Annotated in this window: 17 protein-coding genes; 6 read left to right on the plus strand and 11 right to left on the minus strand. The window is 46.2% G+C overall.

The annotated features are described in order from the left end of the window. Positions 1-224 precede the first annotated feature (224 nt). Positions 225-1,070 (minus strand): STAS domain-containing protein, encoded by an 846-nt coding sequence (locus tag HU147_RS16625; RefSeq protein ID WP_224077269.1) that lies wholly within the window; start codon positions 1,068-1,070, stop codon positions 225-227. A 225-nt stretch (positions 1,071-1,295) separates the two neighbouring features. On the opposite strand from HU147_RS16625, the gene HU147_RS16630 reads away from it, so the two are divergent. Further along, positions 1,296-2,102, plus strand: a complete 807-nt coding sequence (locus HU147_RS16630; protein ID WP_224077270.1) for a cobalamin-binding protein — start codon at positions 1,296-1,298, stop codon at positions 2,100-2,102. A 48-nt stretch (positions 2,103-2,150) separates the two neighbouring features. Here the strand turns inward: HU147_RS16630 and HU147_RS16635 are convergent, their stop codons facing one another. After that, the gene (locus HU147_RS16635) at positions 2,151-3,038 is read right to left on the minus strand and encodes a general stress protein (protein ID WP_224077271.1); all 888 of its coding nucleotides are present in this window, start codon (positions 3,036-3,038) and stop codon (positions 2,151-2,153) included. A gap of 160 nt (positions 3,039-3,198) precedes the next feature. Between HU147_RS16635 and HU147_RS16640 the strand changes: the two genes are divergently transcribed. After that, positions 3,199-3,642 (plus strand): hypothetical protein, encoded by a 444-nt coding sequence (locus HU147_RS16640; RefSeq protein ID WP_224077272.1) that lies wholly within the window; start codon positions 3,199-3,201, stop codon positions 3,640-3,642. 44 nt (positions 3,643-3,686) lie between these two features. Here HU147_RS16640 and tyrS read toward each other — a convergent pair whose 3' ends face one another. Continuing rightward, positions 3,687-4,952 carry a tyrosine--tRNA ligase gene (tyrS, locus tag HU147_RS16645; protein ID WP_224077273.1) on the minus strand — a complete coding sequence of 422 codons (1,266 nt, stop codon included), beginning with the start codon at positions 4,950-4,952 and terminating at the stop codon, positions 3,687-3,689. Positions 4,953-5,295: 343 nt separating this feature from the next. Between tyrS and HU147_RS16650 the strand changes: the two genes are divergently transcribed. Then, positions 5,296-8,271: a transglycosylase domain-containing protein gene (locus HU147_RS16650; RefSeq protein WP_224077274.1), complete on the plus strand. Its 2,976-nt coding sequence runs from the start codon at positions 5,296-5,298 to the stop codon at positions 8,269-8,271. Positions 8,272-8,332: 61 nt separating this feature from the next. On the opposite strand, the gene acsA is transcribed toward HU147_RS16650, so the two are convergent. Next, a complete protein-coding gene (gene acsA / locus HU147_RS16655; protein ID WP_224077275.1) occupies positions 8,333-10,051 on the minus strand; it encodes an acetate--CoA ligase in 1,719 nt (572 codons plus the stop codon). Positions 10,052-10,220: 169 nt separating this feature from the next. Here acsA and HU147_RS16660 point away from each other — a divergent pair, with 169 nt between their 5' ends. The 3 genes from HU147_RS16660 to HU147_RS16670 are packed head-to-tail and all read left to right on the plus strand — an operon-like array spanning position 10,221 to position 12,667. Then, complete coding sequence (locus tag HU147_RS16660; protein ID WP_224077276.1) at positions 10,221-10,853, plus strand: GNAT family N-acetyltransferase; 633 nt, start codon at positions 10,221-10,223, stop codon at positions 10,851-10,853. 21 nt (positions 10,854-10,874) lie between these two features. Next, positions 10,875-11,519, plus strand: coding sequence for an acetoin utilization AcuB family protein (locus HU147_RS16665; protein WP_224077277.1), 645 nt, complete (start codon positions 10,875-10,877; stop codon positions 11,517-11,519). After that, positions 11,489-12,667, plus strand: a complete 1,179-nt coding sequence (locus tag HU147_RS16670; protein WP_224077278.1) for an acetoin utilization protein AcuC — start codon at positions 11,489-11,491, stop codon at positions 12,665-12,667. The genes HU147_RS16665 and HU147_RS16670 overlap by 31 nt, the downstream gene beginning before the upstream one ends. Before the next feature lie 47 nt (positions 12,668-12,714). Here HU147_RS16670 and ccpA read toward each other — a convergent pair whose 3' ends face one another. The 7 genes from ccpA to HU147_RS16705 all read right to left on the minus strand — a co-directional run bounded on the left by ccpA (position 12,715) and on the right by HU147_RS16705 (position 21,269). Further along, a complete protein-coding gene (gene ccpA, locus HU147_RS16675; protein WP_224077279.1) occupies positions 12,715-13,710 on the minus strand; it encodes a catabolite control protein A in 996 nt (331 codons plus the stop codon). A 190-nt stretch (positions 13,711-13,900) separates the two neighbouring features. After that, entirely contained in the window at positions 13,901-14,986 is a 1,086-nt protein-coding gene (locus HU147_RS16680) for a bifunctional 3-deoxy-7-phosphoheptulonate synthase/chorismate mutase (RefSeq protein ID WP_224077280.1), read from the minus strand. 169 nt (positions 14,987-15,155) lie between these two features. Next, positions 15,156-15,485 carry a bacillithiol system redox-active protein YtxJ gene (gene ytxJ / locus HU147_RS16685; RefSeq protein WP_224077281.1) on the minus strand — a complete coding sequence of 110 codons (330 nt, stop codon included), beginning with the start codon at positions 15,483-15,485 and terminating at the stop codon, positions 15,156-15,158. Positions 15,486-15,501: 16 nt separating this feature from the next. Continuing rightward, positions 15,502-16,416, minus strand: a complete 915-nt coding sequence (locus HU147_RS16690) for a YtxH domain-containing protein (RefSeq protein WP_224077282.1) — start codon at positions 16,414-16,416, stop codon at positions 15,502-15,504. Positions 16,417-16,445: 29 nt separating this feature from the next. Beyond that, on the minus strand, positions 16,446-16,937 hold the full coding sequence (locus HU147_RS16695; RefSeq protein ID WP_036804904.1) for a DUF948 domain-containing protein: 492 nt from the start codon (positions 16,935-16,937) through the stop codon (positions 16,446-16,448). A 139-nt stretch (positions 16,938-17,076) separates the two neighbouring features. Beyond that, positions 17,077-18,390: a UDP-N-acetylmuramate--L-alanine ligase gene (gene murC, locus HU147_RS16700; protein WP_224077283.1), complete on the minus strand. Its 1,314-nt coding sequence runs from the start codon at positions 18,388-18,390 to the stop codon at positions 17,077-17,079. Positions 18,391-18,545: 155 nt separating this feature from the next. Beyond that, positions 18,546-21,269 (minus strand): DNA translocase FtsK, encoded by a 2,724-nt coding sequence (locus HU147_RS16705; RefSeq protein WP_224077284.1) that lies wholly within the window; start codon positions 21,267-21,269, stop codon positions 18,546-18,548. Positions 21,270-21,275 lie beyond the last annotated feature (6 nt).

Here is a 21,275-nt window from a genome sequence, read left to right on the forward strand (position 1 = left end):
GAATCCTTCTCACGAATTATGAATATGTAGGAACTGGGGGAACTTCTGGGGGAGCTTTTTGAAACAGCCCACCAAACCCTTACAGTGCAAAGGGTTTTCGATACTATTGAGTACTACTCACGTTAATCTGTTGCTTTTAAAAACCCCGAAACGGTTTTCCGTTTCGGGGTTTTTTTATGCCATAAAAAATCCTTCGCCGATTCGGCAAAGGATTTTCAAGCCTGCTATTGCACAAGCTGGACACCGTTTTCTTTCAACGCCTGGGCAAGTGAGTTATACACTTCGATATCCGTGAATTTGATGCCGAGATGCACCGCAGTTTGTGCGATGATCGGACTGATTCCGGATAAAGCTGTTTTGACGCCGATGATTTTCAAACCGGTGATCAATTGGAACACTTGCTGCGCAACCATCGTATCAATGATCGGCACGCCCGATAAATCGACAACCAGCCGTTCCAGATTATGCTTGGCACATTGTTTTAACGTCTTTTCGAAAATGATTTGGGCCCGGTGTGAAGTGATCTCCCCCACCAGCGGCAAAAATCCTGAACTTTTCGTCAGAAGAATCACAGGCGCGCTCATTTCCACAATCATCTGCTGCTGGGTTTGCAGGCGTTCCTGTGCCACTCTTGTATTTTGTGCCGTAAATTCAAGAATGACTTTCCCGATCGTTTCGACGATTGCCAGATTCCACTTGCTTAATTGCTCAAAAGTGACTTTATCTTGATGCTGGGATGCAAATTCTGCAATTATCTTAAGGTATTGCTGCTGGGTTCGGAAGAATTCTTCAATGACCACGACAATCGGTGTTTTTAAATGTCCGTCATCTGTGGCAATTTCCTCAATCCAATCTTGAAATTCCTGGGGAAAGTCCTGCTGATCCTCAGAAAACATTGAACAGAACAACACATGAAAATCATGGTTTTGGCGTTTGAGGTTTTCTACTTCTTCCGGATTGTTGGTGCTGTAAATTCCTCTTTGGTTCTTATTCAACGTTCCATACCATTGTTCAGTCATTTCCCATGTGCGTTCACGCAAATATTCGTGCAATTGCTGATTTTCCACCATTTTCTTTTCCTCCTGCTCACTCCTGCAACTTTCCCGGCCTTTGCCTTTTTGAAGCTGATTGCAGGCTGACCTTAACTACTTGTTAATTATCATAATACATTGGCCTGCGGCATGCATTAATTCATTCAAAAAATTTATTGTATTCCAATTTATCGGAAGAGTTAAGCAACCCCCGTTTGGTTCTTCACCGCTTTATGCTAAACTGAAAAAAACGGAGGTGCAGCTATGCGAATCATTTCAATATGCCCTAGCAATACCGAACTGCTGGCTTTTTTAGGTGCAGATCATTTACTGGTCGGCATCGATGATTATTCCGACTGGCCCAGCCAAATCACTGCTTTGCCGAGACTCGGTCCTGATTTAGCCATTCGGATGGATGAACTCGAAGCATTAAAGCCGGATCTGGTGCTTGCTTCACTGAGTGTGCCAGGAATGGAGAAAAACGTAGAAGAGCTGATCCGCCGAAAAATCCCGCATTTGGTGCTGAATCCACAAACGCTCGAGGATATCGGCCAGGATTTACTGGCTGTCGGACAAGCATGCGGCATTGATGCATACCCGATACATACGGAATTTCTGTCAGTCATTGAAGACATTAAGAAACGCTCTTCCCAAGCAGAGATCCACCCGTCGCTTTACTGGGAATGGTGGCCAAAGCCCGTTTTTACACCCGGCAGCGTGAACTGGCTGACGGAAATCAGCCAGATTACCGGTGCGCGCAATGCATTTGAAGACGTCCCTTCTGCAAATTTCCAGACGGATTGGGAAGATGTGCGGCAGCGCGACCCGGACTATATTTTGCTTGCCTGGGTCGGCATCATGACTTCAAAAGTAAAACCGGAACTGGTCCGCAAAAGGCCCGGCTGGAATGAAATGAAAGGCTATAGCCACATCCACATCATGGAAGAAGAACTGTATTGCCGCCCTTCTCCGCGCCTCATCGAAGGAGCGATCCGGTTGGGCAAACTGATTCATCCGGAATTATACAGCGATATGGAATTGCCGCGGTTCATACGTGAAAAACAGACATAACAATGGCGAACCCTGGAATACGGGTTCGCCTATTTACTTTGGAATTGTTTACAATCCTGCTTGCCCTCTTTTGTTCGGATGATCCAAATCGTCATCCAACCCGGCATCGCTGTCGCTGCCTAAAGCTGAATTGCGGTCGCCTCTGATGGTTGAACTGCGCTCATCGCCAATGAGTGGGTCCTGGTTATGGTTAAGCGCTGAACTGTCGCGGATCAACCCGTCTTGTGAGTCGCGCTCACTGATATAGGTTTCACGGGTCGTTCCATCATCGGCATTGCTGCTGCTGATGTATGCATCTTTCGTTGAACCGATATCCGCATCCCTGCCGCTTGTGGAATCGAAGGAATTGCGGTTATCGCCAAGACTTGAATCGCGGCCAAAGGAATCCGAATCTCTAGTAATTCCAGAGCTTGTTCGGTCCGTCGTGTACGTTTCCCGCACCACTCCAGTGCTGGATTGTTGTCCACTTATGAAACTATCGCGGTCATTGTGATCTGGAATCGCGCTGTTGCTGTCATCCACCAACACAAGAATTCGGCCTTCTTTAAATTGCGTTTCGTATTCCTGGGCCTCATCCTCCGGAATCCCCATGCCAATTAAAGCACCGGCAAGTCCGCCGACTCCGGCACCCGCTGCTGCTCCCGTAAGCCCGGCTACGATTGGCCCGGCAGCTACAATCGGCCCAATGCCTGGAATGGCAAGTGCTCCGATGCCTGCTAGTACACCGCCCAATCCGCCAAGAGCTCCGCCTGTAACCGCGCCGGTTGCTGCGCCTTCCCCGGCATGCGTTCCGGTTTCTTCTGTTACGTTACGCGTTTCCTCTTTGTCTTTACTGAGAACCGAGATATCCTCTGAACGATATCCTTGTCTTTTAAGGTCTTCAATTGCATCGATTGCTTCATTCTCCGAATGGTAAGAACCAACTACTTTTGACATTCTTAAACGCCTCCTCAGTTTTTGAGCAATGGAAATGCTACAGTTTCAAAATACCCTTCTGCCCTGCCGCTAAACATGAACCCATTTCCTCTTGGTGCTGCGCTATTAAGTACATGTAACTTTCCTTTGACAATTTGCGTCTACTGCTAAAAATGGAGGAGTGATTTTTCTGATCAAGAATTTCGCATTTCTTTTGTGTGTAGTTTTGCTGGTTATAGGCTACAGCTATATCGCTTCTCCTCCAATGCCTTCCGTTAAAGCTGAAGGCAGAATGGTCGCAACTACGCCAGGTTCTTACTGCTGGGAAAGTACCTGGAAAGCAGAATGTGTGGACATGTCTTATGCAAGTCCTTGGGAACAAGGAGTTGAGACTGCGCCTGCAGCCGTAAAAGCTGGCGCCGCTATACTCATTGATTTCAATAAGCAGCCCCTCCCCGGAAGTTTAAGTGCTGAACTCTGGACAAGCAAAACAAACAGCGAGCCCGCTCTCTTAAGGAATGGCCTCCTTACCGCTCCGAAAGCTCCAGGAATCTACGTCTTTCATATCTTTGCCGATTGGAAGCAAGGGGGTGGCAATTACGCCTTTTCTATAGAAGTAAAATAAAAAGCAGCCAGGAAATATCTGGCTGCTTGAGTCATTTCTTCTATTTATTGAAACTGCACCATATGGTATTTTTTCTTGCCGCGGCGCACAATTGCAAAGGCATCTTCCAGCCGGTCTTTCTCGTCAATGACGTATTCCAAGTCGGTCACTTTTTCGCCGTTCACTGAAATCGCGCCGTTTGTCACATCTTCTCTTGCCTGGCGTTTCGAAGAGGAAATGCCGGCTTCAACAATCAAATCGACAATGCTTTTCGGCTCTTTCACCATTTCAACAGAAGGAACGTCTTTAAAGGCGGCTTTCATCTCTTCAGCAGACAAAGCTTTTAAATCCCCGCTGAACAATGCTTTCGTAATGCGCTGAGCATCTTCGAGCGCTTCTTCGCCGTGGATCAGTTTTGTCATTTCTTCTGCAAGTACCGTTTGCGCTTTACGCAAATGTGCCTCGGTTTCTACCGTTTGTTGCAGTGCTTCAATTTCCCCGCGGCTGATGAACGTGAAAATCTTCAAGTATTTAATCACATCGGCGTCTGCCGTATTAATCCAGAACTGGTAAAACTCATACGGTGATGTCTTCTTGGCATCAAGCCAAACCGCTCCACCCGCTGATTTCCCAAACTTCGTTCCGTCCGCTTTTGTCACCAGCGGAATCGTGATGCCAAATGCTTTGGCTTCTTCGTCATGCGTCTTGCGGATCACTTCAAGGCCGGAAGTGATATTGCCCCATTGGTCGGACCCGCCAATTTGAACCCGGCAATTGTAATGATCGTATAAATGGTTGTAGTCAATCGCCTGGATTAACGTGTACGTAAACTCAGTAAACGAAATGCCGCTTTCCAGACGGGATGCTACGGATTCTTTTGCCAGCATGTAATTGACGGAAATCAGTTTCCCGTAATCACGCAGGAATTCGATGACACTCATTTCGCCGATCCAGTCGCGGTTATTGACCATACGGGCTCCGTTTTCTGAATTAAAATCAAAAATCTGTTCCATTTGAACTTTGATGGCCTCTACGTTTTTATCAATTTGTTCAGTCGTTTGCAGCTGGCGCTCTTCGTTGCGGCCAGATGGATCGCCAATCATCCCGGTCGCTCCGCCGACAAGCAGAATCGGCTGATGGCCATGTTTTTGGAACCGGCGCAATGTCAGTAAAGGCACAATATGCCCAATATGCATGCTGTCAGCAGTTGGATCTACCCCACAGTAAAGGGAAATTTTTTGTTCATCCAGTAATTTCGCCATTCCTTCTTCATCAGTCTGCTGGTACAGCAGACCACGCCATTTTAAGTCTTCAATCAATTCGTTGCCCATTCCAATTCCTCCTCAATGAAAATAAAAAAGCCCCTGCATGAATTTCATGCAGGGACGCTATTGCGCGGTACCACCCAGCTTGGAGACCAGAATCTCCCGACTTAATGTGCCATACGGGACACTTCCGTAAACTCCAAGCCTGTAATTCAGCCGCTGCGTTTTGACCGGTTCACACCTTCCACCGGCTCTCTGGACAAAGTTCGCACGCCCTACTTCGGACTCTTCTTCGTTTGAATATGAAAATATATTAGTTAGTTTACTTCAATCTGGCATATTGTCAATCTTTTTCGTTGCAATTCACAGAATATGCTATAATAAAGCCAGATTTAGGAGGAGGATTACAGTGCAAGATAAGGTGAAAAATGCTCTCAGGAAAACTGAAGAAACTTTAAATAGATGGACCTCCGCAAAGTGGTATAAAAGGTTAAGCATCACGACAAGCGTCTTTTGGAACTTGGCCATTCTGCTGGCGATTATCCTTGTCGCAGGCGGTGTATTTGCCGCTTCAGTCGGAGCCGGTTATTTTGCTTCTTTAGTGGACGAAGAAAAACTTCGGACCCCTGATGAAATGCGTGGAGAAATTTACAGCTACGAAGAAACGTCTGAAATGTTTTTTGATAATGAGGTCTATATCGGAAAAGTCCAGACGGATTTGGAGCGGAAAGAAATCCAATTGGATAAAGTCTCAAAAACAGCGATTGACGCAGTTCTCGCTACCGAAGACGAATATTTTTTGGAACATGATGGCATTGTGCCAAAAGCGATTCTTCGTGGATTGTTCCAGGACGTATCAAACTCTGATAGCCAGACAGGCGGCTCTACGCTGACCCAGCAGCTGATTAAAAACCAGATTTTGACAAATGAAGTATCCTATGAACGGAAAGCGAAAGAAATCCTGCTTGCCATGCGTCTTGAGAAATTCATGTCAAAAGACGAAATCATGGAAGCTTATCTTAACATCATCCCTTATGGCAGAAACTCTTCCGGCGCTAATATTGCCGGCATTGAAACTGCAGCTAACGGACTCTTTAATACCTCAGCAAGCGAATTGAATTTGCCGCAGGCCGCGTTTATTGCCGGGATTCCGAAAGCCCCTTTCCGCTATACCCCTTATTCTTCAGGCGGTAAACTGAAAGAAGCGGAAGGATTGCAGCCAGGAATTGATCGAATGAAAACAGTGCTGTTCCGGATGAAAGAAACCGGCTATATCACGGAAGAAGAATACAATCAGGCGGTTGCTTATGACATCGTGAAGGATTTCCGTAAAGATGAACAACGTTCATACGAGAAATATCCATATGTGACCGTTGAACTTGAAAAACGGGCAGCGCGAATCATTATGGACGTACTCGCTGAACAAGATGGCGTCGATCCGAAAACCCTTGAAGAAAACAACAAAATCTACGAGGAATATGCAATTCTAGCTGACCGTGCAGTCCGCTCGAACGGCTACCGGATCCATTCGACCATCAATAAAGATCTATACGATGCCCATGAAAAAGCGAAAAATGCTTACAAAGGTTACGGTACGACTTTAACAGTTGCCTCCACCAACGAAGATGGCGAAGAAGTCATGAAAGAACTTCCCGTCCAAGTAGGCAGCATGATGATTGAAAACAAAACCGGCCGGATTTTGAGTTTTATCGGCGGCCGGGACCATGAAGTTGAAAAATTGAACCATGCGACACAAGCATACCGCTCAATCGGCTCTACCGTGAAGCCTTTGCTTGTTTACGGACCAGCACTTGAATTTGGTGCAATTGGTGCAGGCAGCCCCGTAGTCGATGTGAAATTCACATTAAATGACAACGGCAAGCCATGGACGCCTGCCAACTTTGTTCCAACAAGCGAACAAGGCATCATGCCGGCGCGCGATGCACTGGCACAGTCCCAAAACTTGCCTGCCCTTCGCCTGTATGGCCAAATCAGAGAACAAATGCCGATTAATTATTTGATCAATGCCGGATTCTCAACAGTTGTTGAAAATGAAAACTACAATGCTTCTGCTGCTTTAGGCGGCGGGATTGAAGGATCTGTAGAAGAATTGACTAGCGGCTATGCTGCAGTTGCCAATGGCGGCAAGAAAGTGGAGCCGTTCATGATCCAACGCATAGAAGACGCGGATGGCAACGTAGTATTTGAGCACAAAGCCGAAGAAAAAGAAATTTACACACCGCAAACAGCTTATATCTTAACGGATATGCTCCGTGATGTATTTGACACGGATCGAGGTACCGCCAACCGTGCCAATGGATTGTTGAACTTTAGCGCTGACTTTGCCGGCAAAACCGGTACAACTCAAGAAACAAGAGATGTTTGGCTGGTTGGGTATAACCCGAATATCACAATGGGTGTATGGCTGGGCTATGACAGAGAAAAATACTCTCTAGACAATTTCCGAAATACCAACTTGCAGCCTTCCGTCCGCGTGAACCAACTGTGGGCGAGCTTAATGAATACGACTTATCAAGTTGCTCCTGACGTAGTTGGAGCTAAAGAAACGTTCAAAGCACCAAAAGGCGTTGTCACCCGTTCGTTCTGCAGCATTTCAGGCCTTGCGCCAGGCGGCGGCTGTTCATCAGCTGGCCTAGTCGCGTCTGACTTGTTCAACGAAAACGTCATGACACCGAACAAAGCAGATGACAGTTTAACTTCGGGGTCTTATACAACCGTTAATGGCAGCCGCTACTTGGCTCTGGACAGCACGCCAAGAGAATTTGTTACAAGCGGCGGCGCTGGAGTGTCACAAGCATATATCGACCGCATGCTTGCTCCATTCGGCGGGGATGCCGGGAAGCTATTCCCTGGAAACTCCAGATTCTCAAGAGTCGTTTCGGGAGCTTCATTGAAACATGATGGAGTTGCTCCATCAAGTGTCAGCGCCAGCATTAGCGGAACGACCATCACTTGGAGCGATTCACCTTCCAATGATATTGTCGGCTACCGGGTTTACCGCAGCGGCGGCGGCTCTTTAGCTTCTATCTCTGAATCACGCGGCAACTCATTCAAAGTTCCGGGTGCGGGCAGCTATTATGTAGTAGCCGTCGATATCACCGGCAAGCAGTCTTCTGCTTCCAATACGGTGAGTGTCGCAGCACCAAAACCGGAACCGAAACCTGCACCAAAAGAGGAAGAGGAAAAGGATGAACCGGATACTCCACCGGCAGACGATCCGGAAGAAACACCGGAAGAACCAGCAGAACCTGAAGAACCTGAGGAGCCTGCTGAACCGGAAGAACCAACAGAACCGGAAGAGCCGGCTGACGAACCTGCTGAACCGGAAGAACCGACAGAACCGGAAGAGCCTACTGATCCATAAGTAAAAAAACACAAAAAGAAACCCCAGCTGAAAACTCAGCTGGGGTTATTTGTTTGGTCTCTTAATCTTCCATTGTAGACAAATCGCCTGCCGGCAAATCCAGTTCCCAGGCTTTCAGAACCCGGCGCATGATTTTCCCGCTTCGTGTTTTCGGCAGTTTGTCCTTAAACTCAATTTCTTTTGGAGCCGCGTGTGCAGCTAGACCCTTCTTCACAAATTGCTGGATGTCCTGAATCAATTCATCCGATGGTTCATAGCCGTCATTTAAAGCAACGAACGCCTTAATGATTTCTCCGCGGACCGGATCCGGTTTCCCGATGACTCCTGCTTCTGCAACTGCCGGATGCTCAAGCAATTTGCTTTCCACTTCGAACGGACCTACGCGTTCCCCTGAAGTCATAATTACATCATCAACCCGGCCCTGGAACCAGAAATAGCCTTCTTCATCCATGTAGGCCGAATCTCCGGAAACATACCACTGGTCGTTCAAGAAATACGATTCATATTTGGACGGGTTGTTCCAAATCTGCCGCATCATGGATGGCCAGCCTTTTTCAATGGCTAAGTTCCCCATCTGGTTTGGCGGCAGCTCCTTCCCTTGATCATCCACGATGGCCACTTTGATGCCTGGGACCGGTTTCCCCATCGATCCTGGCTTAATCGCCATTGACGGGTAATTGCAGATGGTCTGCGCTCCGGTTTCCGTCATCCACCAAGTATCATGGATCCGTCTGTCGAATACTTGGACGCCCCAGCGCACTACTTCGGGATTCAACGGTTCACCGACAGATAAAACATGGCGCAGAGTCGACAAATCAAATTCTTTCACCAAAGCGTCCCCTGCTCCCATCAGCATACGGAAAGCTGTTGGCGCACTGTACCAGACTGTAACGCCAAAATCTTCAATGGCTTTATACCAGCCTTCCGGAGAAAAGCGTCCGCCTAGAATGACCGTCGTCGTTCCAGTCAGCCAAGGAGCGAATACGCCATAAGCTGTTCCAGTCACCCAGCCCGGGTCAGCTGTACACCAGTAAATATCCTGCTCCTGCAGGTCAAGCACCCATTTGGCTGTTTGATACTGCTGCACCATGGCATATTGTGCGTGAAGAACACCTTTCGGCTTGCCGGTAGAACCGGATGTATAATGCAGCACCAGTCCGTCTTCTTTATCAAGCCATTCAATATCGAACTGATCAGAAGAACCGTTTAAATGCTTCATGAAATCAACAGTCTTGCCATCTTCTTCGATATTTTCACCAACGAGGAAAATGGTCTTTAAGTTTGGCAAACGGTCGTGCGGAACACGCGGCAAAAGCTCCGGCGTCGTAATGATTGCCTTGGCATCGCTATCATCCAACCGGTCATAAATCGCACCTTCCATGAACGCTTCAAACAATGGCCCGACGATCAGGCCCATTTTCAACGCACCGAACATGGCAAAATACAGTTCAGGCGAACGCGGCATAAAGATGAACATCCGGTCCCCTTTTTCCAGTTCCGAATGCGCTTTCAATAAATTAGCAGCCCGGTTGGTCATACGCTTCATTTCATAAAATGTATAGGATTCGTGGCGATTCTGATCTTTGTAGTAAAGAGCTACTTTGTTTTTGCGGTCAGAGTCGGCATGGCGGTCAATGGCTTCATACGCCATATTTACTTTTCCGGTCTCATACCAACTAAATTCTTTTTCCACTTCAGCCCAATCAAAAGCTGCCGCAACTTCTTCGTAATTATGTAGATGGTGCTCCCCTTGTTTCGCTGGAATTAATTCCACTTTCATCCAAATCACCCTTTCGCATAGATTCTCTTCCATTCTACAACATTCTGACAATTTAATGCGAATAATTTTAACTTTTTAGAAAACTGGCTGTTTTTGTTAATGTAATTTCACAACTCCACTTCCTTTTCATGTATAATGTACCTAATTGTACCCAACAGGCGGTGAAATGATGGAGCATAAAAAAACGTATAATGCCATGGAGTTAGAAACAAAGCACGGAACAATCATCATTGAAGGGCCGATTCCATCCAGCGAATTGAAAGCGCTTGATTTTCATGAAGACCTTGTCGCGTTTCGGCAACCCGAGCAACAGCATAAAGCGATTATAGAAATTGCCGATTTGCCTGAAGGGCGGATTTTGATTGCACGGGATCAAAATATGATTGTCGGCTATGTCACTTTTCTCTACCCCGATCCTTTAGAGCGCTGGTCGGAAGGGAAAATGGATAATCTTATCGAACTTGGCGCCATTGAAGTCATTCCTAAATTCCGCGGCACCGGCGTCGGCAAATCCTTGCTGAAGGTATCGATGTTGGATGATGCATTCGAGGATTTCATTGTCATTACCACCGAATATTATTGGCATTGGGATTTAAAAGGAACCGGCTTGAATGTCTGGGAATACCGAAAAATCATGGAAAAAATGATGCAGGCCGGCGGTCTCGAATATTATGCGACCGATGATCCGGAAATCAGCTCCCATCCTGCCAATTGCCTGATGGCAAGAATCGGCAAGCGGGTCGATCCTGAATCCATACAGAAATTTGATCAGCTTCGCTTTATGAACCGCTATATGTACTGATACGAATTAAGGGGTGTTTCCATGTTAATTGAAGAAATTATGAAAACTGATGTATATACGCTGCATCCGGACCAGACCGTTCAGGATGTAGTCGATTTGTTTGAAGAAAAGCGGATCCGCCACGCGCCTGTAGTGGAAAACGGCAAAGTCGTCGGCGTAGTGACCGAACGGGATTTGAAGGATGCACTGCCTTCCCGTTTTTCTGTGTCCCCTAAAATTAATGCATACGAGAAACTGGTATCTGAAATCATGGCGAAAAACCCGATTACGGCCCACCCAATGGATTTTGTGGAAGAAACCGCGTTAATCTTTTACGAGCAGAAAATCGGCTGCCTGCCTGTTGTCAGCCAGGAAAAGTTAGTCGGATTTCTTACCGAAACGGATCTACTGTATAAATACATCGAATTGACCGGTGCCCATCAGCCCGGCTCCCATATCGAAATCCGGGTTCCTAACCGTTCAGGTATTCTTTATGAAGTTTCAAAAGTATTCTATAACCAACATGTCAATGTCTTAAGCGTACTCGTTTACCCCGATAAGAAAAACAGCTCAAACAAAATTCTGGTTTTCCGTGTACAAACCATGAATCCGCTAGCCATTATAAACGACTTACAAAAAGAAGGTTTTGATGTCTTATGGCCAAATACACCACAAATGAACGAATAAACCATGCTGTTTTTGTCTATTCAGAAGATCAATTGGGGTATAAATTTTCTGATACGCATCCCTTCAACCAGAAAAGGCTTGTGTTGACCATTGATTTGCTGCGAAAAATGAATGCGCTTCCAGAAACATCGGTTGTTCCGGCGCGTGTGGCTACGGATGAAGAATTGATGCTCGCCCATGACCCGCGTTACATAGAGATAGTAAAAAAAGCGAGCCGAGGGGAAATTTCTCCGGAAGCGGGCGAAAGCTACGGCATTGGAACAGAAGACACACCCATTTTCGAAAACATGCATGAAGCCAGCGCCCGTTTAGTCGGCGGCACTTTGACTGCCGTGGATTATGTCATGGAAGGAAAAGCGCAGCACGCCTTAAACCTTGGCGGCGGCCTTCACCACGGATTCCGCGGGAAAGCCTCTGGATTTTGCATTTACAATGACAGCTCGGTCGCCATTAACTATATGAAGAAAAAGTACGGTGCCCGCGTGCTTTATATCGATACCGATGCCCATCATGGAGATGGTGTGCAATGGTGTTTTTATGATGATCCGGATGTATGCACCGTATCGATTCATGAAACCGGCCGCTACCTGTTCCCTGGCACCGGCAATATCAACGAACGCGGCAGCGGCCAAGGCTACGGCACGTCCTTCAACTTCCCGATTGATGCATTTACAGAGGATGAATCTTTTCTGGAAATCTACCGGACAGCAATGAAAGAAATTATCGAGTTTTTCAAACCCGATGTAATTCTGACCCAGAACGGTGCAGATGCCCATTATTTAGACCCTCTCACCCATTTATACGGCACGATGAACATTTACCGGGAAATCCCCCGGATTGCCCATGAACTGGCTCATGAGTACTGCGAGGGGCGCTGGATCGCAGTAGGAGGCGGCGGTTATGATATTTGGCGTGTCGTTCCAAGAGCATGGTCCCTGATTTGGATGGAAATGAACGATATGGCCTTGCCGACAGGCGATTTGCCGGAATCCTGGCTTTCCAAATGGCAGCCGGAATCTCCGGTGCCGCTTATCGGCACGTGGGAGGATCCGGCCAATATGTATCAAGCCATTCCCCGCAAAGAAGAAATTACCGATAAAAACCATCAAATGCTGAACAAGGCTTTGTACATGATCCGCAATGCTTAATAGAAAAAGGAGCTATCCCAGATTTTTCTGGGATAGCTCCTTTACATTTAAGCGTTTTTTGTAGACGCGCGTTCTTCGATCCGGTATGGAAGGATGACTTGGTTTTCTTCGATCTCTTCCCCGTTCATGTATTTAGTCAAAAGACGCATGGAAACAGCGCCAATGTCATAAAGCGGCAAAGCCACTGAAGTCAGCATCGGTCTAGCCATACGCGCTAACTTGGAATTTTCATAGCTGATGATTTCGACATCTTCAGGAATCCTTTGGCCGTTGGCTTCTACACCATGGATTACACCAATCGACATTTCGTCGTTGCTGACAAAATAAGCTGTCGGCTTATGCGGCGCCAATGTATTCACTGCCTCAATCGCTTCATCGTAGGAATTATCGCATTCAATCACAAGCTGCTCATCAAAATCGATCGATGCATCTTGCAGAGCCTGTCTATACGCTTTCAACTTATCTTTATTGACTTTCGAGCTGAATAGGCCTGAGACAAAAGCAATTCTTGTATGGCCATTGTCAATCAGCTTTTTCATCGCTTCATATGCTGCCCCGTAATAATCAATATTTACAGAAGCGATGGCATTGGAGTCGTCAATGGAGCCAGCCAATACAATCGGCGTTGGAGAACGTTTCATCTCATAAAGAAGTTCACTTGAAATCACATCGCTCATGAAAACAATCCCATCCACTTGTTTTCCAAGCATTGTTTCAAGCAATTGAAGTTCCTTGTTTTCATTCTGATCCGAGTTCGACAGAATGATGTTGTAGCGGTACATTGTGGCAATGTCCTCAATTCCACGGGCAAGTTCGGCATACATACTGTTGGAAATATCCGGAATGATGACGCCGACCGTGGTAGTTTTTTTGCTTGCTAATCCTCTGGCCACTGCATTAGGGCGATAACCAAGTTCTTCAATAACTTTCAATACTTTTTTTCGTGTAGCAGGTTTCACATTTTGATTGCCATTGACTACACGTGAAACGGTAGCCATGGACACGTTTGCTTCTCTGGCTACATCATAAATTGTAACAGTCACGGTGCGCCCTCCTTTCCTATATCTTTTATCATACGACAAAAACTTTCGTGTTATCAACTAAAAATAGGATTGTGTATGATTATACGGTCATTATTTGTCAAACTCCTACATTTTCAGGACAAATCTCCACTATTCTCTTCACACTTTATACACAAAAAGAAAAAGCCGGGGAATGCCCGGCTTTTCGGAATTACATTTTCAATTCGTATTGCTTCATGAATTTCATCAAAGCATCGTAGTATTCGTCGAATTGGTTTAAATCCATTTGCTGGGCTGCATCGGATAATGCAACGGCTGGATCCGGATGTACTTCAGCCATCACCCCGTCAGCGCCAATTGCAATGGCAGCTTTAGCAGCTGGAAGCAACAAGTCGCGGCGTCCAGTAGAGTGAGTGACATCTACAAATACCGGAAGATGTGTTTCTTGCTTCAAGATTGGAACTGCTGAAATATCCAATGTGTTGCGCGTTGCTTTTTCGTAAGTACGGATGCCGCGTTCACAAAGAATGATTTGGTCATTTCCGGAAGCGATGATGTATTCAGCCGCGTTGATGAATTCATCAACAGTTGCTGACATCCCTCTCTTCAAGAGGACCGGTTTGTTGATTTGGCCAACTGCTTTTAAAAGTTCGAAGTTCTGCATATTGCGGGCTCCGACTTGGACAACCTCCAAGTATGGCAGTGCATCTTCCAAATGGTGTGGAGTAACGATTTCAGAAACAACCGCCAAATTGTATTGTTCAGCAGCTGCTTTCAGAATTTTTAGCCCATCCAAACCAAGCCCTTGGAAATCATAAGGTGAGGTACGCGGTTTGTACGCGCCGCCCCGGATCAACCGAAGGCCTTTTGCACCGATCGCTTCAGCCACTTTAGACACTTGCTCTTGGGATTCTACCGCACAAGGGCCAAAGATGAAGGAAGGTGTGCCATCCCCAATGCGTTCGCCGTTGATCGTAATGATCGTATCTTCGGCTTTCTTTTTACGCGATACCAATAGCGCTTTGCGATGGTCTTCTTCTTGCATATCTAAAGCGGATTTGAAGATTTCTTTAAATATATGGTCAACGGTCTTTTGCGCAAGAGGACCGTTATTATTTTCTTTTAACAGATTCAGCATATGGCGCTCACGCAGTGGATCGTATCGGTTTACACCTTGCTTTTCCTTGATTTTCCCGATTTCTTGGATGACTGCTGCTCTTTCGTTGATAAGAGAAAGGATTTGCAGGTTGACCGCATCGACTTTTTCTCTAAGCTGTTCTAATTCTGAATGGCTCATTCTTTTACTTCCCCTTTCGTGAATCACCTTACTTAGTGAATCATATTAACATAATAGTGTTATTATAAGCAAAGTATTCGATAAAGTCACGCAATTTATTTTAGCGATTCAACGCGCTAAAGTATTTTAGGCAGCAAAAAGCCGAAGCACCAAGGCTTCGGCTTTTTTTTTAAGCAATAAATTCCTGCATCGCTTTGCTTGTGATATCCCCGTGAGAAGCATGCCAATCAACCGATTGATTGGAAAAATGAAACAGTTGCGGCGATTCGTGTTTAATCTGCGTAAGCGCCTCAATATTGTTCGATAATTCCCGATCTTCCTGAACTACCAGGAATAAAAATAGCTGGTTCGGATGCAAAGAACAATATTCATTGAACTCATTCCAGGCCGCTGCGGATACCGGGCATGTGCTGCTATGTTTGAACAGCCAATAATGCTCTGTACCGGATGTAGCCTGTTTTAAACTGTCTAAATCTTGTACACGCACTAGATTTTCCATTTAACCCGCTCCCAGATTATTTCGTTGATTTGTTGTTGCCAGAATTATTTTTGTTGGAGCTGTTGTTCGAACTTTTGTTTGAGCTGTTGTTTGAGTTCGAGTTGTTTTTGTTTGAGTTTGAAGTGTTGCTTGAACTGTTTTTGTTTGAGTTCGAGCTGTTTGTATTGTTTTTGTTGGAATTTGAACTTGTGCTGCTTCCAGTAGTGCCAGATGCTGTTGTGCTTGTGTTTCCTGTTGAGTAGCCAGTGGAACTGGTTGTTCCTGTTGATCCAGTTGTGCTAGAAGTACCGCTTGTAGCAGACGTGTTGGATTTCTTCTCTTCCTTCACTTCTTCTACCGCTTCTTTTAAAGCGCTGGCAGTTGAAGCAAACGCCTCATGGCCAGCAGATTCTGCTTGGTCTACAGAACTTTGGACAGTATCCAGCATTTCGATCTGTTCTTCGCCTTCAGAAGATGCCGTGCCGTCATCCATTGGAGACTGGCCGCCTTTCAGGTTTTTCACTTTGTCGACCACTTTAGAAGATTGCTCTTTTACCTGTTGAGTCAAACCGCTAGACTTTTCTTTGGCTGTATCTGTATAACCGGATGTTTTTTCTTTCAATGTGCTGGCGTGCGTATTCAAATCAGTGCGCAATTCCTTGCCTGATTTTGGCGCTAGGAATAAGGCTGCAGCTGCCCCGATAATTCCGCCGACTAATGCACCAATGATAAAGTCTTTTGATCCGGCTTCTTCTTCATAATCGTATAGATCATCGTAGCGGTTGCCCATGCCGTATGATTGCGGCACATAATCAGTTTGGTTAAAAGCACTTTCGTTCGCATAATAAGAATTTTGGTTTGTATTCTGTTCAGTTGGAGAATAGTAGTTTTTATTGTATTGAGAATCGTTGTAATTCGGGTTTTGGTTGTTGTTATTATTGTTTTGTATCATTTTACATTCCTCCATTGGTTTTGGTTTAATTAAATCTGGTCGTTATGCGGCAAACGCTTTTGCCCTGGAACAGGTGCATAAGATGAAGATGCGCGTGCTTCATAAATCTTACGTTCTTTCCATTTGTCGCGGATGCCCATGACTACGTTGCCCCATTGAACAACTTGAGCGATTTTTTCTTCATTGTCTTCAACTTGTGAAGACACGGTAGTCGTGATGCGGCGGACAGATGAGTTTAAATCTGTTACAGCATTGCCGACACCTTTCACAGCGTCAACCACCGTATTCAATTTTTCAGATTTCACTTGGATGTCCTCTGCCAAAGCATTTGTTTTGTGCAGCAGGTTCGTTGTTTCCAACGTTACACCCTGTAGTTGATTTTCCAGGCCGGATACAGTGCCTGACACTTCTTTTAAAGTGTTCTTCAGTGAGTTTAATGTCATAGCTAATGCCACACATAAAATTAAGAATCCGATAGCGGCAACAATGGCAGCTATGTAAAGCAAAATACTCCAATCCATACTGTTTCCTCCTTCTTTTCCAAAACTGTTATATCCCTTTTCTACCCTACCCTAAGTCTGTCTAAACACAGGGTCTTTAGTTTTATTCCACAAATCCATAGGAAATCCTTCATAAAAAAAAGACAATTTGACTTTAAAGTCAAACTGTCTCCTGAGAAGTTAGTAATTTTTCAAAAGCTTCCTGGAACTTGGTCACATCGCCTGCACCCATAAACAAGTAAACTCCCTGTTCATGCGAAAGCAGTGGCGATACATCGTCCGCCTGCAGCACGTGGCTGCCTTCGATTTTTTCCACAAGATCCTGGATGGTTAGAGTGCCGGCCTGCTCACGAGCCGAACCAAAAATATCGCATAAGTAAACATGGTCCGCCCCGCTCAAGCTGTCCGCAAATTCCTGAAGGAATGTTTGAGTGCGGGTGAACGTATGCGGCTGGAAAATCGCGATCAATTCGCGTTCCGGAAATTTCTGGCGCGCCGATTGCAACGTAGCACGAATTTCAGTCGGGTGATGGGCGTAATCGTCGATTAAAATATTGCCGCCCAGTTCCGTCTGGGTAAACCGGCGTTTTACGCCGCCGTAATCGGATAGTTGCTGCTGGATAATGTCAGCAGGAATGTTTTCATAATGGCATAAAGAAATGACGCCCAGTGCATTTAAAACGGCATGGTCCCCGAACATTGGAATATGGAATGTATGGAAAAACTCATTCCGGATGACTACGTCGAATGTTGTGCCTTCTGTATCTTTTACAACGTTCCGTGCCTGAAAATCATTTTCCGGTCCGAATCCGTAGTAGACGACAGGAACAGGCGCCTGGATTCTTTGAAGATGCTCATCGTCTCCGCAGGCGATAATGCATTTCTTGACTTGCTGCGCCATTTCTTCAAATGCCTTGAATACATCATCGACACCCGTGAAATAATCCGGATGGTCAAAATCGATATTGGTCATGATGGCATAGTCCGGATGGTACGCCAGGAAATGCCGCCGGTATTCACAAGCTTCCGCTACAAAGTAATGGGAATTTTCTTTCCCAAAGCCTGTACCGTCCCCGATTAAATACGAGACCGGTTTGTAGCCGTCAAGCACATGCGCCATTAAGCCGGTAGTGGAAGTTTTGCCATGTGCGCCGGTAATAGCCACTGACACATACTGCTTCATCAAATCACCGAGGAAATCGTGGTAACGGATAATGGTTGCACCGAGTTCCCGCGCCTTAATGAGTTCGGGATGCTCATCATTAAATGCGTTCCCGGCAATAATGGTCATATTTTCTTGAATATTGTTTTCATCAAAAGGCAGAATGGTGATGCCCCGTTCACGAAGCCGGTCTTCTGTGAAAAAATGTTTTTCGATATCAGAGCCTTGTACGTGCTCTCCCATATCATGCATGATTTGGGCAAGCGGGCTCATACCGGAACCTTTAATGCCGGTAAAATGTAATACTGTCATAAATGAACCTCCTGTGGAAGTTGAAGAATGGTCTATAAATAACGCTGGGCGAATCTATAGCCGTCTACAAATCGTAATCACTCGATTATACCATCTTTCGAATTTAAGATGAAATAACCGATTTTTCCTGTTAAATAGTGAAGAAATGGCATTTTTTACTGAAAAACATCAGCCATGTCATCTTCTGTTATCAATACAGCGCGGGCTTTGCTGCCATTTTGTTCAGAAATAAAGCCATGCTGTTCAATCATGTCCATCAATCTCGCCGCCCGGTTGTATCCGATATGGAATTTCCGCTGCAACAAGGAAGTGGATGCACTGCCTTGCGAGATAATGAAGCGGCAGGCTTCCTCAAACAAATCATCCTGAACATCCGGAGATTCACTTCGTTTAATGAGCTCTTCTTCTTTAAAGAAGTATTCGGGCTCCCCTTGTTTTCGGACATGGGCAATCACTTCTTCGATTTCGTCATCCGTCACAAATGTGCCTTGCAGGCGCACCGGTGCCGACATGCCGTTTCCAAGATAAAGCATGTCTCCCCTGCCGAGCAGCCTTTCTGCTCCCTGCGCATCCAGAATTGTCCGGCTGTCCACTTGGGAAGATACAGAAAACGCAATGCGTGTAGGGATATTGGATTTGATCAACCCGGTAATGACATCGACAGACGGGCGCTGAGTCGCAATAACCAAATGGATTCCGCAAGCACGCGCTTTTTGGGCAATCCGGCAAATGGCATCTTCTACGTCTGATGGCGACATCATCATCAAATCAGCCAACTCATCAATCACAATTAAGATATATGGCAAATGCTGGGCGTGTTCCCCTTTTTCTTTAACCATTTTATTGTAGCGGTTCAGGTCTCGGACTCCGACATGCGCAAACAATTGATAGCGGCGTTCCATTTCCTCAACAGCCCATTTCAAGGAAGCCGTAGCTGCTTTGACATCAGTAATGACAGGGCTGATCAAATGAGGTATATGGTTGTAAGGAGCAAGCTCCACCATTTTCGGATCGATCAACAACAGTTTTAAATCACGCGGCGATGATTTATACAACAAGCTCACCAACAGCGAGTTAATGCATACACTTTTCCCGGAACCTGTAGCTCCGGCAATCAGGCCATGCGGCATTTTGCGCAAGTCCAGTGTAACCGGCTTGCCGGTCAAATCGAGGCCCATCGCAGCTTCCAGCGGCGACTCTGAACCCTTGAACACCGGACTCCCGATCACTTCTGAAATCCGCACGGGACGGGATTTGCGGTTTGGAATTTCAATCCCGATCGAACTTTTTCCAGGAATCGGTGCCTGGATCCGGATATCTCTCGCGGCAAGCGCCAATTTTAAATCATCCGCCAAATTGCGGATTTTGCTGACTTTCACCCCTTGGGCTACGGTTACTTCAAATTGAGTGACAGCAGGTCCCTGCACGATGCTCAAAATCGAAGCCTGGATCTGGAAATAAGACAAAGCTTCAATCAGGCGCTCCCCCTGCTCTTCCATCCAAGTCTCATCAATCAAATCATTCTCTGGAGGGCGGAGGAAATCAAGCTTTGGGTATTCATAAGGCGCAGCCGTTTCTTGGACCGGCGCTTGAACTGCTTCCTGAACTGTTTCCTGAACTGCTTCTTTCCCTGGTTCTTGTACCGGTGTTGCCGCTTTTGATGAAGCGATCACTTCAGACATCAACTGCGTCTTTACATCCAGTTTTTTAGCGGGAAGCGGTTCCGCTTTTTCCGCTGCCGGCTTATTTTCTAGAACTGCCGGCCTTGCTTGGCTGTTTTTTTTTTGGCGTTCTTTATCCGATTTCAACATCAAGACATTGAACGGCACGGTTTTTTCACGTTTTGCATCCGATTGAGACGCTGTCTTCGTTGCTTTCGTTTTAACAGGAGCCGGAGCTGCAATCGGCGCCTGTTCAGCATCGGCACTCGGGAGTTCCACTGCTTTTTCCGCTTCAATATCCGGCTGCCCTGTTGGCGCCTCGGATTCGAAAGTTGCGGCATTTGCTTGCCCATAATTGCTAGAAGTTTTCTCGGTCAATGAAAACCCTTGATTTTGTGAATGTTTCACCTCGGAAATTGGCTGCTCCTCACTGAACAAAATTTCTGGCTGATATTCAGTTGGCAATGCAGCTGTGCCTTTGGCAGTCGCCGCAAGCCCTTCTGCTGTATTCCGGGTAAGGCTTGTTTCTTTTGTTAAAACGTCTTGCGGAGTTTGCGACGGCTGGTTATTCTTTTCTTCAATCTGCAGCCCTTTTTTCTCCAATGTCCCCATTGCCGGGACTGAATTGGCATCTCCATATCCATAGACCGGAGACGGAACACGGGTTGGCTGGAAACTGCGGGTTTTCTTAATCGGCTGCGTATCAACATGCCGGTTTTTCGTAAATTTCGGCGCTTCATAGGGCTTTGTTGCCAGTCGGGACGGCTTTGGTGTTACCGGTCGAGCAGCAGGTGGACGCACTGCTCTTGGGACTCTCGGCTCTGCCGGTCTCGGAATTGGCTTTTTAGCCGGCTTCGACACCATATAGGCTTCTGCCATCGGTGTTGATTGTTTGGGTGCATCATAATCCGGCAAGTAAGGCTCAGAAGGCTCATGGCGCCGGCTCTGGTTTAACGCCGGGCTATGCGGTCTGCGTTTCGGAGCTGTATGAAGAGCTTCCGCTTTTGTTTTTTCACGCTGCACCGATTCTCCCAGACGCCCCCGCGGATTTTGTTTTAAGAAAGCTTCTTTTTCTGTATCTGTTATGACTGGAAAACGGAACGGCGATTTCTTCGGCCGGACATCAGGTTCCGTTTCTTGCTCCGGAGCCACTTCAATTATTTCTTCATCCGTGTCTTGGAAAAACAAACGATCCCATAAATTTTTAATCCAACTCATTTTGCG

Origin of the sequence: Planococcus chinensis (assembly GCF_020071995.1) — a bacterium.
Taxonomy (GTDB): Bacteria; Bacillota; Bacilli; order Bacillales_A; family Planococcaceae; genus Planococcus; species Planococcus chinensis_A.